The following is a 13,450-nucleotide window of genomic DNA, read 5'->3' as shown; positions in this document are numbered from 1 at the left end:
TCAAGTTCTCGCAGGCCGTAGATCATCTCTACGTCGACCTGTCCACTTGTCGGGGGGCTGCCTTCACGGCACGGACACGCTCTGTCCGGACACCTTTACTGTACGCCCGGATTCCCGGAAGTCCGCCCCCTGTCGTCCTACTTCCCCTTAACTCTTCCTTAGCCACGTTGCCGCAGGTCGCGGGCGCGCCGTAGCGTCACCCCGGCCCGCAACCGACCTCTGGAGGCATAGGCGTGTACGGCTGGACCGACCCGATGGACCCGAACGGCGCACCCCGGCGCGCTGAACGGCCGACCGACGAGCCGGCCTGGCTGCACGACCGCCCGGAGCCCCGCTCGGCCTACCTCTTCGGTGACGACACCGACCAGCCCGGCGACGAGTGGCACCCGCAGCAGCCCGCCGACGACTGGCAGGCGGGCCGGTCGACGCCCGCCGCCCCGGCCGACGCCCCCACCGCCGCCTGGCCGGCCCACCGCCCGGGCGGCGACAGCGGCCACTGGGGCGGCAGCCACCCGGTCGAGGACACCACCGGCGGGTGGCACACCGACAGTGACCCCGCGACCACCGGCGAATGGCGTACCCGGGACGGGGCGACCGGCCGTTCCGGCGAGGGACGGCACCGCTCCCCGCGCCGCTGGCGCAAGCCGATGATGATCGGCGGTGCCGCTGCCGCGGCCACCCTCGTGGTGACCTTCGGCGTCGGCGCGCTCGCGATGCCCGGCGGTGGCGACGGGGCCGACCAGCCGACCGCCGTCGACGACACCTTCGCCGCGTCGCAGGCCCCGACCGAACCGCCGGTCCTCGACACCCTGGCCGCGCCCTCCCCGTCCACCGCGCCCAGCTCGGCGCAGCCGAGCCCCTCGCCGACCAAGGTCGTCAAGCCGACCCCCGCGGCGTCGCGGACCACCGCCGCGTCGCGCCGCGCCCGCAGCACCGCGCCGAGCACGACCAACGGTTCGGGTGCCAGCGGCACCGTCAGCTCGCAGGCCCGCGAGGTGGTGGACCTGGTCAACGCCGAGCGGGCCAAGGCCGGCTGCAAGGCGCTGACCATCAACGACAAGCTGATGACCGCCGCGCAGAAGCACAGCCAGGACCAGGCCGACCACCAGAACATGTCGCACACGGGCAGCGACGGCAGCAACGCCGGCGTCCGGCTGGACCGGGTCGGCTATGCCTGGCGCACGTACGGCGAGAACGTGGCCTGGAACCAGAAGACCCCGACCTCGGTCATGGACGCCTGGATGAACAGCTCCGGACACAAGGCCAACATCCTGAACTGCGCGTTCACCGAGATCGGCGTCGGCATCGCCAACAGCAACGGGCCGTACTGGACGCAGGTCTTCGCCGCACCGCGCTGACCGCGCGTCGTCCGCGCCCCCGCGCTCGTTTGACCCGATGAGGTACGTCGGGCCGAGCGTGGGGCCGGCGTACCGGTGAGGGCGGCGACGGGCCGCCCCGGCCCCGGGAGCTGCCGATGCGGATCCGGCCACGGCTACGGCGACGCGCCGCCGCACGCCCACTGCACCGCGTCGCGTCGGCCGGCGTCGCGCTGCTCCTGGCCGTACCGGCGTACGGGTGCCGTCCGGCGCTGACCCCGCCCGGCGCGCCCACCGCCTGGCCCACCGGGCAGTCCCGTCACTGGCAGTGGCAGTGGCAGCTCAGCGGGCCGCTCGACCCGACGGTGCAGGCGGACGTCTTCCTGCTCGACCCGGTGGCCACCACCGCCGCAGAGACCGCCGAGCTGCGCTCCCGGGACCGCCGGTTGATCTGCCAGGTGTACGTCGGGTCGGTCCGCTCCACCGACCCGGACGCCAGCCGGTTCCCGCACGTCGTCCAGGGCTCGACCGGGCCCCGGCCGGACAGCCGGTGGCTGGACGTGCGGGGCTGGGACGCGCTCGAACCGGTGCTGGCCGACCGGTTCCGGCTGTGCCGGGGCAAGGGGTTCGGCGCGGTCGCGCTCGCCGACGCCGACGGGTACGCGTTCCGCACCGGCTTCCCGCTCGACTTCGACGACCAACTGCTGTTCAACCGCCGGCTGGCCGAGCTGGCCCGCTCGCTGAGCCTCTCCCCCGGGCTGGTCAACGACGTGCCGCAGCTCGCCGCGCTGGCCCCGGATTTCGACTTCGTGGTCAACGAGGAGTGCGTCCGGCTGGCCCAGTGCGCCAAGCTGCTGCCGTTCGCCGACGCCGGCAAGCCGGTCTTCCACGTGGAGTACGCCGGCTCGACCGACGACTTCTGTGTGACCACCGTCGGATACGGCTTCGCGTCCATCCGGAAGGACCGCGCGTTGGACGCGTCCCGGGAAGCCTGCCCGCTGCCCTGAGCCGGTGTCGGGCCGGGTCGCTCGGTCGCGACCCGGCCCGACGCTCTCGACGTCAGGGCACCGGCACCAGCTCCGGGGTGGGCGCCGGCGGGTCGGCCGGCGTGGCGGCCGGGCGAGGGCGCAGGAAGCGCGGGGCCCACCAGTTGGCGTCGCCCAACATGGTCATCAGGGCCGGCAACACCACCCCCCGGATGATCGTGGCGTCCAGCAGGATCGCCGCCGCGAGGCCGATGCCGAGCTGCTTCATGTCGATCGTGCTCAGCGTGGCGAAGATCGAGAACACGCCGACCATCACGATCGCCGCGCTGGTCACCACCCCGGCGGACGAGGTGATCCCGTACGACACGGCATCGCGGTTGGGCATGCCGGCCCGTACCCCCTCGCGGATCCGGCTGACCACGAAGACGTGGTAGTCCATCGAGAGGCCGAAGAGCACCACGAAGAGGAACAGCGGCAACCAGGACACGATGGCGCCCATGGACGTGAAGCCAAGCAACCCCTCGGCCCACTCCCCCTGGAAGACCAGCACCAGCAGCCCGTACGCGGCGCCGGCGGAGAGCAGGTTCAACGCGATGGAGCTCGCCGCGACCACCACCGACCGGAAGGTGAACACCATGACCAGGAAGGTCAGCACCAGCACGAAGCCCATGACCAACGGCAACTTGTCCCGCACGTGGGCCGCGTAGTCCTCGCTGTCGGCGACACTGCCGCCGACCGCGTACTCGATGCCGGGGATGCCCCGCAATCCGGCCGGGACCAGGTCCTCGCGCAGCTTCTCCAACGACTGCACCGACCGGTCGTCCCGGCTGGCGTACGGGGTGGCGACGTCCAGCACCGACACCCGCCGGTCGGCCGACACCTCGATCTTCGGGCCGTCCGCCTCGACCGGGGCGAACAGCGGATCGCCGGCCGCCCGGGTGGACAGGTCGGTGAGGGCGGCGCGTACCCGGTCGGCCTGGTCGGCCGGCGCCCGCACCGCGACCACGTGGTTGGTGCCGGTGCTCGGGAACGCGGCGGTGAGCCTGTCGTACGCCTGCATCGCCGGCGTGGTGCGGGGCAGGTCCTCCATGCCGGGGAACTTCAGCTTCATGCCGAGCGCGGGTGCGGCCAACGCGAGCAGCAGTCCGACCGAGACGACCAGCGTCACCACCGGCGCGCGCAGCGCCGGGCGGAGCACAGCGGGCCAGAGCCGGGGCGCGCGGGGCTGACCGTGCCGGCCGGTGCGCGGCGCGGTCAGCCGCCAGAGCAGCGGCACCCGAGGCCGGTCGACCCAGCGGCCGAGCCGGGCCAGCAGGGCGGGCAGCACTGTCAGCGAGCCCGTCACCGCGACGGCGACCACCAGGATCGAGCCGACCGCGAGGGACGAGAAGACCACGTCGCCGGCGAGCAGCAGCCCGGCCATCGAGATCATCACCGCGAGGCCGGAGACCACCACCGCGTGACCGGACGTCTCCGCCGCGATCTCCACGGCGTCGAGGCCGGAGCGGCCCTTGGCGCGTTCCTCCCGCTCGCGACGGATGTAGAACAACGAGTAGTCGACCCCGACCGCCATACCGATCAGCAGGATCACCGGGGCCGTGGTGTCGGTCGCCGGCACCAGGTGCGAGGCGAGGGTGGACAGACCCATCGCGGCGGCGACCGACGAGAGCGCCAGGAGCACCGGCACGCTGGCCGCGATCAGCGCCCCGAACGCGATGATCAGGATCGCCAGGGTGACCGGCAGGCTGAGCAGCTCGGCACGCTCGAAGTCCTTGCCCAGGGTGTCGTCGAGGGCCTGGCCGATCGACGGTCCACCGACCTGTTCCACCCGCACCTGCGGATGTGCGGCCTGCACGGCGGCGGTCGCGTCGCGCAACGGCTGCACCCGCTCCGAGGCCGTCTCCGGGTCACCGGACATGGTGATCGGCACCAGTAACGCCGAGCCGTCCCGAGCGGTGACCGGCTGGCCCACCGCGGCCACCCCGACGACGGTACGCAGCCGGGCCGCCGCGTCGTCGGCCGCTGCCGTCGCCGTCGCCCGGTCCAGCGCACCGCCCCGAGAGGTGATCAGGACGTTGTCCACGGCCGGGTCGTCGAAGTTGGCGGCGTCCACGATCAGGCCGGCCCGTCCCGCCTCCCCGATGGCCTGGTCACCGCTCGTGGCCTCGTTGAGACCAGCGGCGTTGCCGCCGACGAAGCACACCGCGACGAACACCGCCCACAGCGCGATCGCCCGCCACGGGTGCTCGGCGCTCCACCGCGCCAGCCGCACCGTCACCGGTCTTTTCCGCATCTCGAATCCCCCTGTCACGTCCGCCCCCCAGTCAACGGAGCTGACGTTAGGAGCGTGACGAGGCGGTCACATCGGGGATCGGCCCCGGCCCGCCCCGGAAACCCGGGGCTGGTCGGCGGGGGTCGGCGCGGCGGGCATCAGCCACGAATCGGACGTACACCGGGGTCCAGCCCGGAGCGACAGGCCGCGACCCGCCGACGCCGTCCCGGAGTCGACTCCGGGTCATCCCCGAAGGGAACCCCGGGGACGCGGTTGGCAGCGCGGGCAACTGTACGAGGACCGGTTCATGAACGCCTCGCGGCGAATCGGCGCGCCGCACCGACGGCACGGCTCGCCCTCGCGGCCGTACGCGTTCAGCGCCCGGTCGAAGTAACCGCTCTCGCCGTTGACGTTGACGTAGAGGGCGTCGAAGCTGGTGCCGCCCTGACTGATCGCCTCGCCGAGCACGTCACGGACGTGGCCGAGCAGGCGCTGCGCCGCCGGGGCGGTCAACACGTCGGTCGGTCGGCCGCCGTGCAGCCGGGCACGCCAGAGCGCCTCGTCGGCGTAGATGTTGCCCACCCCGGAGATCAGGGTCTGGTCGAGGAGCGCCCGCTTCACCTCGGTGTGTCGGCGGCGCAGCCCGGCGACGAAATCCGCGTCGGAGAACTCCGGGTCGATCGGGTCACGGGCGATGTGCGCGATCTCGTCGGGCAGTTCGGCGCCGCCCTCGCTCACCGAGAGGCCGCCGAACGTGCGTTGGTCGACGAAACGCAGCTCCGGCCCGTCGTCGGCGAACCGGAACCGGACCCGCAGATGGGTCTCGTCGGTGGTGCCGGTCGGCTGGAGCAGCATCTGGCCGGACATGCCGAGGTGACCGATGATCGCGTCGCCGCTGTCCAGTGGCAGCCACAGGTACTTGCCCCGGCGGCGGGCGTCGAGCACCGTCCGACCGGCGAGCACGTCGGCGAAGTGCACGTCACCGGGCACGTGCCGACGGACCGCACGTGGGTGACGGACCTCGACCGAGACGATCCGGCGGCCGACCACCCACTGGGCCAGCCCCTGCCGGACGGTCTCGACCTCGGGCAGTTCAGGCACGCCGTGACCCCGTCTCGTGGCCGTCGGCGCCCCCGGCCGGCAGGGCCTGCGCCAGGTGGTCGGCCTGCTCGGCCTCGGCCGCCCGCTCGGCGCTTTCCAGAAGCCCGCCCCGGCCGTTCCGACTGGCCTCGCCGCTCTGGCCGGCCTCGCCGTTCTGGCCGCCACCGCTCGTCTGGCTGTCGTCGCCAGTCTGGCCGTTCTGCTCGGCGAGCGTCCGCCAGGCGGCCTCGGCGGCGCGCTGCTCGGCCTCCTTCTTGCTGCGCCCCTCGGCGCCGCCGTACCGGTTGCCGGCCACCACCACCCACGCGGTGAACGTCTTCAGATGGTCCGGGCCGGTGCCCTCGATCCGGTACTCCGGAACGCCGAGCCCGAGCGCCGCCGTCAACTCCTGCAGGCTGGTCTTCCAGTCCAGGGCGGCACCCCGACCAGCCGACTCGGCCATCAACGGGTCGAAGAGTCGGTGGATGACGATGCCCGTGGTGTCCAGGCCGTACTGGAGGTAGATCGCGCCCAGCAGCGCCTCCAGCGTGTCGGCGAGGATGCTCGCCTTGTCCCGACCGCCGGTGGTCTCCTCACCCTTGCCGAGCAGCAGGTACGCGCCGAGGCCGTCCGGGCCCAGACCACGGGCCACGTCGGCGAGCGCCCTCATGTTGACCACGCTGGCGCGCAGCTTCGCCAGCTGCCCCTCGGGCAGGTCCGGGTGGTTGTGGAACAACGCTGTGGTGATCACCACGCCGAGCACCGAGTCGCCGAGGAACTCCAGCCGCTCGTTGGTGGGCAGCCCACCGTTCTCGTACGCGTACGAGCGGTGGGTCAGCGCCCGCTGAAGCAGCTCGGGTTCGAGACTCACGCCGAAGGCGGCTTCCAGGTGACCGACGGATACCCGCCGCCTCTTGTCGTTGCTCATGATGTGCGTACCTCGGTGTCGGTGGAACGGTTGGCGCGGTCCGTCGCGGCGTCGCCGTCGAGCAACGCGGAGACCAGATCGGTGGCGCGCCGTCGCCACAGGTGAGCGGCGAGGGCGATGCCGGAGGCGACGTCGCCGGCGCGGGCGGAACCGTGGCAGACGACCACCGTCCCCGCCACGCCCAGCAGGGCGGCAGCGCGGGGAGCGCCACCTTCGGCGGGAGGGCCGCCGGCCATGGCGTACGCGCCCTCGATGGCCTTGAGCAGCACGTTACCGGTGAACCCGTCGGTGACGACCACATCGGCGCGCGCGCCGAGGGTCACGTCGTACCCCTCGACCAGGCCGACGTAGCGCGCCCCGGCGGGGAGTTGTTCGGCGGCGAGCAGCGGGTCGGTGGCCCGGCGGACCCGGTCGCCCTTGCCGGCCTCGGTGCCGACCGACAGCAGCCCGACCCGGGGCGCGGAGATCGAGTGGGCCACCGCGGCGTACGCGGCGCCGAGGACGGCGTGGCGGGCGAGGGTGGCCGGGCGGGGTTCCAGGGAGCCACCGACGTCGAGCAGGACCACCGGCCCGGCCACGGCGGGCAGGGTGGCGACCAGGGCGGGTTGGCGGATCTCCGGCCAACGGCCGAGGCCGAGAACGGCGGCGGTGACGGTGGCGCCGGTGGCGCCGGCGGACACCAGCGCATCGGCGGTGCCGTCGCGCACGGCGGTGACCGCGGCGCGGACGGTGCTCTCCTTGCGGGCCGCACTGGGGTGGTCGGCCATGCCGACGACGTCGCGCACGGGCCGCACCGCGACCCGGACGCGCTGCGCCGGATCGAGCTCAGCGATCAACTCGTCGGCGACCTCGGTCGGACCGACGAGGAGCAGGTGCAGGTCAGGGTCGGCACGCATGGCCCGCAGAGCGCCGTCAACCACGACGGCGGGAGCGTCGTCCCCGCCGAGGAGGTCAACGGCGATCCGCGCGGTGCCCGGCTCCACGGGAACGCCGGCCGGAGTCGGCCGGGCATCGGGAGCCGGGGCACCGGGCGAATGCCAGGATGCGCGCGCCGCCCGACCTGGGGTCGGGGGCGTCACTGGGCGTCCAGGTCAGACCTCGAGAACCTGGCGGCCGTTGTAGGTGCCGCAGACGGAGCAGGCGGCGTGCGGCAGCTTCGGGGACTTGCACTGCGGGCACGCAACGGTCGCGACCACCGTCGCCTTCCAGTTCGCCCGGCGGGACCGGGTGTTGCTGCGCGACATCTTGCGCTTCGGGACGGCCACGGTTCTTACTCCTCTGTAACGGTCAGTTGCGACAGGCCCGCCCAACGCGGGTCGATCTGCTGGTGACTGTGGTCGGCCGGCAGATCGTCCCAGTGCGCCCCGCATTCGGGGCACAGTCCTGGGCAGTCCTCCCGGCAGAGCGGGTTGGTCGGCAGCGTGAGCACCAACGCGTCCCGCAGCGCCGGCTCCAGGTCGATCAGATCGCCCTGCATCCGGCCCACCTCGTCCTCGTCGGTCGTGGCGTCCGTGGTGCTGTCCTCGTACGCGTACAGCTCCTGGATCGTCACGCCCATCGAGTCGTTGATCTCGCGCAGGCAACGGCCGCACTCGCCCTTGACGGGACCGGTGATGGTCCCGGAGACGAGCACGCCCTCGGACACGGACTGCAACCTCAGATCGAGGTCGAGATCCGCACCCTCCGGCACGCCGATCAACTCCACACCGAGGTCCGCCGGTGCCGGCACGACCCGCTTGACCTCACGCAACGCGCCAGGGCGGCGCGGCAGGTCCCTCGTGTCGAGGACCAGCGGCGACCTGGGGTTGAGTGTCGATGGCGAGTGCTTGGGCATAGTTAGACTCCGGCCGGTGAGAGGCCGACAAAAAAGGTTACCTGGACGACCGCCGGACCGTCGAACCGGGGGCGACGCCTTCGGCGAGAATGTCGGCTGGTGAGGTGCCGCTCAGAAGGGTAGCGGGCGTTCCGCCTCGTCCCCAGCGAACGTGCCGATCTCCCGCAGGGCGTGCATCTTGTCCCGGCCGCGCTCTATCGAGGCCAGCGCCCGGGTGAGGAACTGTTCGAAGTTGGCCAGCGCGGTGTCGACGTAGTCGTCGACCTCCTCACGCAGGCGCTGCGCCTCGGCTCGGGCCTCCGCGATGATCCGGGCACCCTCGTGCTCGGCCGACACGGTGATCTCGTTCACCGAAACCAGGCGGGCGTGTTCTGCCTCACCCTCGCTGATGATCCGGTCCGCCTCACGCTTGCCGGCCTCCATGATCTTGTCCCGCTCCTCGAGGAGCGCGGCGGCGCGACGCAGGTCGGCGGGGAGGTCCGCACGTATCTCGTCGAGGGCCGCGATCGTCTCACCCCGGTCGACCATGCAGTTGTTGCGCGACATCGGGACGGAGCGGGCCTGCTCCACCATGGCGATCAGTTCGTCGATGCGATCGAGCGGGTCCACCGGTACCTCACTCCTGTCGTTCTTCGGCCGACCTCCATGATGCGGGCTACGGCCGTTCCCCGCGCCACCAATCATGGCGTGCCCGCCCCACCCGCGCCCCATCCGCCCCAACCCGGCGCGTCGCGACATCGTCACCCGGCGCCCACCGTGCCCGCACTCTTGCCTCGATTTCTGGCAAAAGGGGCGCTGCGTGGCGGAGGGCGGATCAGCTACGGGGGCCGAGACGGGCCTGGAGAGCCTTACGGACCGGGTCGGGAACATGCGCGGAGATGTCGCCACCCCACTTGGCCACGTCCTTGACCAAGCTCGACGAGAGGAACGAGTAGAGCGGGTTGGTCGGCATGAAGAGCGTCTCGACACCCGCCAGCCCGATGTTCATCTGGGCCATCTGCAACTCGTAGTCGAAGTCGCTGACCGCGCGCAGACCCTTGATCAGCACGCTTGCCTGCTGGGCCCGGCAGAAGTCGACCAGCAGCCCGCGGAACGACTCGACCCGCACGTTCCCGTACGACGAGGTGACCTCGCGGAGCATGTCGATCCGCTCCTCGACGGTGAAGAGACCACTCTTCGACTGGTTCACCAGCACACCGACGATCACCTCGTCGAAGAGCCGACTGGCCCGCCCGATGATGTCGAGGTGTCCGTTGGTGACCGGATCGAACGAACCGGGGCACACCGCACGTCTCATGATCGGCGACCGTACCAAAGTGTGGTCTCGCCGTAACGGCGACTGCGGTCCGAGGTGATGCCGTCCACCCAGTCGAACTGCCTGGTGCGACTGGACCGCTCCACCACCACCAGCGCGTCGGGCGCCAGCCACCCGCCGCCGACCAGCGCCGCCAACAGAGCGGTGATCTCCTCGTCCGGCACCGCGTAGGGAGGGTCGGCGAAGACCACGTCGTACGGGCCGCCGTCCGGGCCGGCGGCCAGCGCCGTCGCCACCTTGCCGGCGACCAGGCGGGCTGCCGGGCCGACCCCGAGGGTCGCGACGTTCTCCCGGATCACTCGGGCCGCGCGGGGGTCGGACTCGACCAGCAGTACGTGCCGAGCACCGCGGGAGAGCGCCTCCAGCCCGACCGCGCCGGAGCCGGCGTACAGGTCGGCGAAGCGGGCGCCGTCGAGGTCGACCTCGGCTTCGACGGCGCTGAACAGTGCCTCCCGAACCCGGTCGGACGTGGGTCGGGTGCCGGCACCGGGAGGCGCGGCGATCCGCCGGCCACCGAGCGCGCCGGCCACGATCCGGGTCATGGTCTCCACCTGCTCATGCCCGCGACGCTACGCGACTCTTCGGACCTGCCGGCCGACACGGTCGGTACCGCCACGAAGATCACGTGATCACTTCTCGTATACCAATGATCTCAAGTTCATAACATCCGTCTTAGTAAATCCTCAACGCTGTCTCATGTGAGGCGATCTCGCTAGGGTCTGCCGGGTGCCGGCGGCAACCCACCGGCCCACGGCTCGGGAGGGCGCCTCTCCGATCGGACGTGCAGCGACCGTCCACAGTCACTCCCGTGCCACACCCCTGACGCTTCAGCACTCCAGGAGTACCCGTGATCCGTCCCAAGCTGTCGCTACAGCGACCGCTGGCCATCCTGGGAGCCGCCCTCATCGGCCTCACCGGGGCAGTCGCGGTGGCCGGCCCGGCCAGCGCGCACCACACCACGATCACCGCCGTAGCCGACTGTGACCGGCTCACCGGTGAGCGAGTGATCACCTGGAAGGTGGAGAACAGCGAGCGCGACAAGGCTGTCACCCTCAAGAAGGTGACCGCGGACCCGTCGACCGAGGTCACCGTGCCGGTCGAGGGTGCCAAGGCCGTCCCGCTGGAGGGTTCCGTCATCCGCAAGGGCGGCAGCGTGCTGGCCGTCCAGCGCGTGCCGGGCGACACCAAGAGCGCCAAGCTCACCGTGTTCGGCAAGTGGAAGAAGAACGGGCAGGAAGCCACCAACGACGGCAGCATCAACCTGGCCGCCGACAGCTCCTGCGCGCCGGCCCCGAAGTGCGTCGACGCCGACAAGGCCAAGTACAGCCACACGTTCGACGGCCCGAAGGGCACCGCCACCGTCAAACTCGACGGTGACCTGCCGCTCTGCGGCGAGGGCAAGCAGTGGTTCACGCTGGTGTCGTACTTCGCGCCCCGGCCGCAGTTCGCCACCCCGCAGTACGTCTACGGCACGCCGGACAGCAACTGGATCGGCGGCACCCAGACCGAGATCACCCTGAACGTCGAGATCCCGGACTGCCACACGCAGGTCGACCTGATCTGGGGCGCCAAGGACGAGGTCATCGACGAGCTGGTCGAGGGTGGCAAGCGCTACGACAACAAGAAGCTCGGCTCCCCGGGTGCTCCGGGCAACCGCTCGAAGGGCCCGCAGGGCTGGTACAACGGCGGCAACAAGAGCTGCACCACCCCGGCCTCGACCTTCGCGTCCAACTGCGACGGTTCGGTCGCCGTGTCGCTGAGCAACGACGGCAAGATCAGCAAGTACGCCGTCGAGTTCGAGGTCAAGGGCGAGAACGGCTTCACCAAGAAGGTCTCCGTCCCGGCTGGCAAGGCCGACACCAGCGTTGTCGTGCCCGCCGCTGACGCCGGCAAGATCGAGGTGCTGGTCGACGGCAAGGTGGTCGAGAACGGCACGTACGCGTGGGAGCGCCCCGAGGACTGCCCGCTGCCGGTCGTCACCACCAAGGCCGACTGCAAGGACTTCGCCCTCACCGTGACCAACCCCGAGGGTGGTCTTCCGGTCAAGGCGACGTTCACCTACGGCGACAAGAACGAGACCCGCACGGTCGCCGCCGGCAAGTCGGAGACGGTGACCTTCAAGGCCAGCAAGGCCGAGTCGGCTCTCGTCGCGCTGCCTGACCTCGACCTGGAGATGGAAGCGGTCTACACGCCGGAGGGCAACTGCGGTGGCGGTGGCGCCGGCGGCGAGGAGCCGGGCCTCCCGGTCACCGGTGCGGCGGCGGGCGGCATCGCCGCCGGCGCGATCGCGCTGCTGATCGCTGGCGCGGTGCTCTTCGTCATCGCTCGGCGTCGTCGGGTGACCTTCACCGCCTGACCTGGCCAACCCCGCGGGCGCGTCGACCATTGGTCGGCGCGCCCGCGGCGTTCCAGCGTCCGGTGTGGATCCACTGCCGCGAGGCTTTCCGTGAGGAGATGACCACCAGCGGTTCAGCAAGATCACAAAATGATTACATTGCCCGGTGGCAATGATCTGAGCTCCCCTCATTCATGCCCCCTCAGTACAGTCACCCTCTGTTTCCGCCTCGCGCGGGAGCAGACTCCCGCTGCGCGACGTCGAGTCGGCAGGCGACCCCAGGTCACCCAGCCCTCCGGCCTCCCGCACGTGATCCGTACCCCCTCACCAGGAGCCTGCGTGAACCCTCCCAAGACTCCGCTCCGGCGCATCGCGGCCATCGCCGCCGGCGCGCTGATCGGCCTCACCGGTGTAGCGACCGTCGCCTCCCCGGCGCTCGCGCACCACACCACCATCTCCGGGACCGCCTGCAAGACGGACACCAAGGGCGTGTACCGCGTCGAGTGGACCGTGGTGAACAGCGAGCGCGACCTCGCCGGCACGATCACCAAGGTGTGGACCCCGTCCGGCACCGCCGTCGTCGGCATCCCGGCGGGCCGCGACCTGCCGAAGCCCTCCGAGGGCAAGGTGTTCGGCGTGCAGTACACCACCAAGGGCGCCGCGCTCGAGCTGAAGATCACCGCCGAGTGGACGCGCAACGGCAAGCTGCACACCAACACCGCCAGCGGCACCGCTCGGATCGTCAAGAACTGCGCCCCCACGCCGCCGACCGCCACCCCCACGCCGACGAAGCCGACGCCGCCGGTGACGCCGAGCGCGACCCCCTCCAGCCCGGCGCCGACGACCCCGGCTCCGACCACCCCGGTCCCGACCACCCCGGTCCCGACCAGCCCGGTGCCGACCCCGCAGCCGAGCGAGCCGACCGGCCCGCTGGTGCCGGAGGAGCCGAACGCCCCGGTGTTCGAGATCGTCTTCGACTGCAAGGCGCTGGTCATCACCGCCGACAACCCGGCGGACGGTGTCACCGAGACCGTCGTGCTGACCTCTGAGAAGAACGTGGTCAAGAAGCTCGAGCTGGTCCCGGGCAAGAAGACCGAGGTCTCCTTCGAGGCGTACGAGGGGCTGACCGTCACCCCGAGCGTCGACGGTGAGGAGGCCGACCCGGCCGACGCCGTCAAGTGGGTCCAGCCGGCCGACTGCGCCCCGGGCCAGGGTGGCGGCAAGGACGAGCCGGCCCTGCCGCTGACCGGCGCCGCGACCGGCGGCATCATCGCCGGTGCCGCCGTGCTGCTCGCCGCTGGTGCGGGCCTGTTCGTGATGGCGCGTCGTCGTCGGGTGCGCTTCACCGCCTGACACAACCCGCGCTGACAACTGAGGGCGCGTC

At 71.5% G+C, this 13,450-nt stretch carries 13 protein-coding genes; 4 read left to right on the top strand and 9 right to left on the bottom strand.

The genetic code is table 11. The annotated features are described in order from the left end of the window. Positions 1-233 precede the first annotated feature (233 nt). Both O7631_RS12000 and O7631_RS11995 read left to right on the top strand, forming a co-directional pair. Positions 234-1,358: a CAP domain-containing protein gene (locus O7631_RS12000; protein ID WP_278144310.1), complete on the top strand. Its 1,125-nt coding sequence runs from the start codon at positions 234-236 to the stop codon at positions 1,356-1,358. 116 nt (positions 1,359-1,474) lie between these two features. Beyond that, the gene (locus O7631_RS11995; RefSeq protein ID WP_278144309.1) at positions 1,475-2,323 is read left to right on the top strand and encodes an endo alpha-1,4 polygalactosaminidase; all 849 of its coding nucleotides are present in this window, start codon (positions 1,475-1,477) and stop codon (positions 2,321-2,323) included. Positions 2,324-2,375: 52 nt separating this feature from the next. Here the strand turns inward: O7631_RS11995 and O7631_RS11990 are convergent, their stop codons facing one another. The 9 genes from O7631_RS11990 to rsmD form a co-directional block, all read right to left on the bottom strand. Next, a complete protein-coding gene (locus O7631_RS11990) occupies positions 2,376-4,595 on the bottom strand; it encodes an MMPL family transporter (RefSeq protein WP_278144308.1) in 2,220 nt (739 codons plus the stop codon). 222 nt (positions 4,596-4,817) lie between these two features. After that, positions 4,818-5,675 carry a bifunctional DNA-formamidopyrimidine glycosylase/DNA-(apurinic or apyrimidinic site) lyase gene (gene mutM / locus O7631_RS11985; protein WP_278144307.1) on the bottom strand — a complete coding sequence of 286 codons (858 nt, stop codon included), beginning with the start codon at positions 5,673-5,675 and terminating at the stop codon, positions 4,818-4,820. Continuing rightward, positions 5,668-6,582: a ribonuclease III gene (gene rnc / locus O7631_RS11980; protein ID WP_278144306.1), complete on the bottom strand. Its 915-nt coding sequence runs from the start codon at positions 6,580-6,582 to the stop codon at positions 5,668-5,670. The genes mutM and rnc overlap by 8 nt, the downstream gene beginning before the upstream one ends. Continuing rightward, complete coding sequence (locus O7631_RS11975; protein WP_278144305.1) at positions 6,579-7,565, bottom strand: phosphate acyltransferase PlsX; 987 nt, start codon at positions 7,563-7,565, stop codon at positions 6,579-6,581. Before O7631_RS11975 ends, rnc begins: the two co-directional genes overlap by 4 nt. A gap of 108 nt (positions 7,566-7,673) precedes the next feature. Then, on the bottom strand, positions 7,674-7,847 hold the full coding sequence (gene rpmF / locus O7631_RS11970) for a 50S ribosomal protein L32 (RefSeq protein WP_030335284.1): 174 nt from the start codon (positions 7,845-7,847) through the stop codon (positions 7,674-7,676). 5 nt (positions 7,848-7,852) lie between these two features. Beyond that, positions 7,853-8,416 carry a YceD family protein gene (locus tag O7631_RS11965; RefSeq protein WP_088991069.1) on the bottom strand — a complete coding sequence of 188 codons (564 nt, stop codon included), beginning with the start codon at positions 8,414-8,416 and terminating at the stop codon, positions 7,853-7,855. A gap of 111 nt (positions 8,417-8,527) precedes the next feature. After that, entirely contained in the window at positions 8,528-9,025 is a 498-nt protein-coding gene (locus tag O7631_RS11960) for a hypothetical protein (protein ID WP_088991070.1), read from the bottom strand. Positions 9,026-9,230: 205 nt separating this feature from the next. Continuing rightward, positions 9,231-9,713 carry a pantetheine-phosphate adenylyltransferase gene (gene coaD, locus O7631_RS11955; protein ID WP_088991071.1) on the bottom strand — a complete coding sequence of 161 codons (483 nt, stop codon included), beginning with the start codon at positions 9,711-9,713 and terminating at the stop codon, positions 9,231-9,233. Continuing rightward, complete coding sequence (gene rsmD, locus O7631_RS11950; protein ID WP_278144304.1) at positions 9,710-10,273, bottom strand: 16S rRNA (guanine(966)-N(2))-methyltransferase RsmD; 564 nt, start codon at positions 10,271-10,273, stop codon at positions 9,710-9,712. The genes coaD and rsmD overlap by 4 nt, the downstream gene beginning before the upstream one ends. Positions 10,274-10,578: 305 nt before the next feature. Between rsmD and O7631_RS11945 the strand changes: the two genes are divergently transcribed. Together O7631_RS11945 and O7631_RS11940 are read left to right on the top strand one after the other, a co-directional pair. Beyond that, a complete protein-coding gene (locus tag O7631_RS11945; protein WP_278144303.1) occupies positions 10,579-12,087 on the top strand; it encodes a cell wall anchor protein in 1,509 nt (502 codons plus the stop codon). Between the two features lie 318 nt (positions 12,088-12,405). Next, entirely contained in the window at positions 12,406-13,419 is a 1,014-nt protein-coding gene (locus tag O7631_RS11940) for an LPXTG cell wall anchor domain-containing protein (protein ID WP_278144302.1), read from the top strand. Positions 13,420-13,450 lie beyond the last annotated feature (31 nt).

It is taken from the genome of Micromonospora sp. WMMD967, from assembly GCF_029626165.1.
GTDB lineage: Bacteria > Actinomycetota > Actinomycetes > Mycobacteriales > Micromonosporaceae > Micromonospora > Micromonospora taraxaci.
Note: the sequence above shows the minus strand (reverse complement) of the source record. Positions and strands in the feature narration are given on the sequence as shown.

Excerpts from the sequence above, each read along its gene's own strand:
- O7631_RS11990 (WP_278144308.1), bottom strand. The coding sequence starts at position 4,595 with ATGCGGAAAAGACCGGTGACGGTGCGGCTGGCGCGGTGGAGCGCCGAG.
- coaD (WP_088991071.1), bottom strand. The coding sequence starts at position 9,713 with ATGAGACGTGCGGTGTGCCCCGGTTCGTTCGATCCGGTCACCAACGGA.
- rnc (WP_278144306.1), bottom strand. The coding sequence starts at position 6,582 with ATGAGCAACGACAAGAGGCGGCGGGTATCCGTCGGTCACCTGGAAGCC.
- O7631_RS11995 (WP_278144309.1), top strand. The coding sequence starts at position 1,475 with ATGCGGATCCGGCCACGGCTACGGCGACGCGCCGCCGCACGCCCACTG.
- rsmD (WP_278144304.1), bottom strand. The coding sequence starts at position 10,273 with ATGACCCGGATCGTGGCCGGCGCGCTCGGTGGCCGGCGGATCGCCGCG.
- O7631_RS11965 (WP_088991069.1), bottom strand. The coding sequence starts at position 8,416 with ATGCCCAAGCACTCGCCATCGACACTCAACCCCAGGTCGCCGCTGGTC.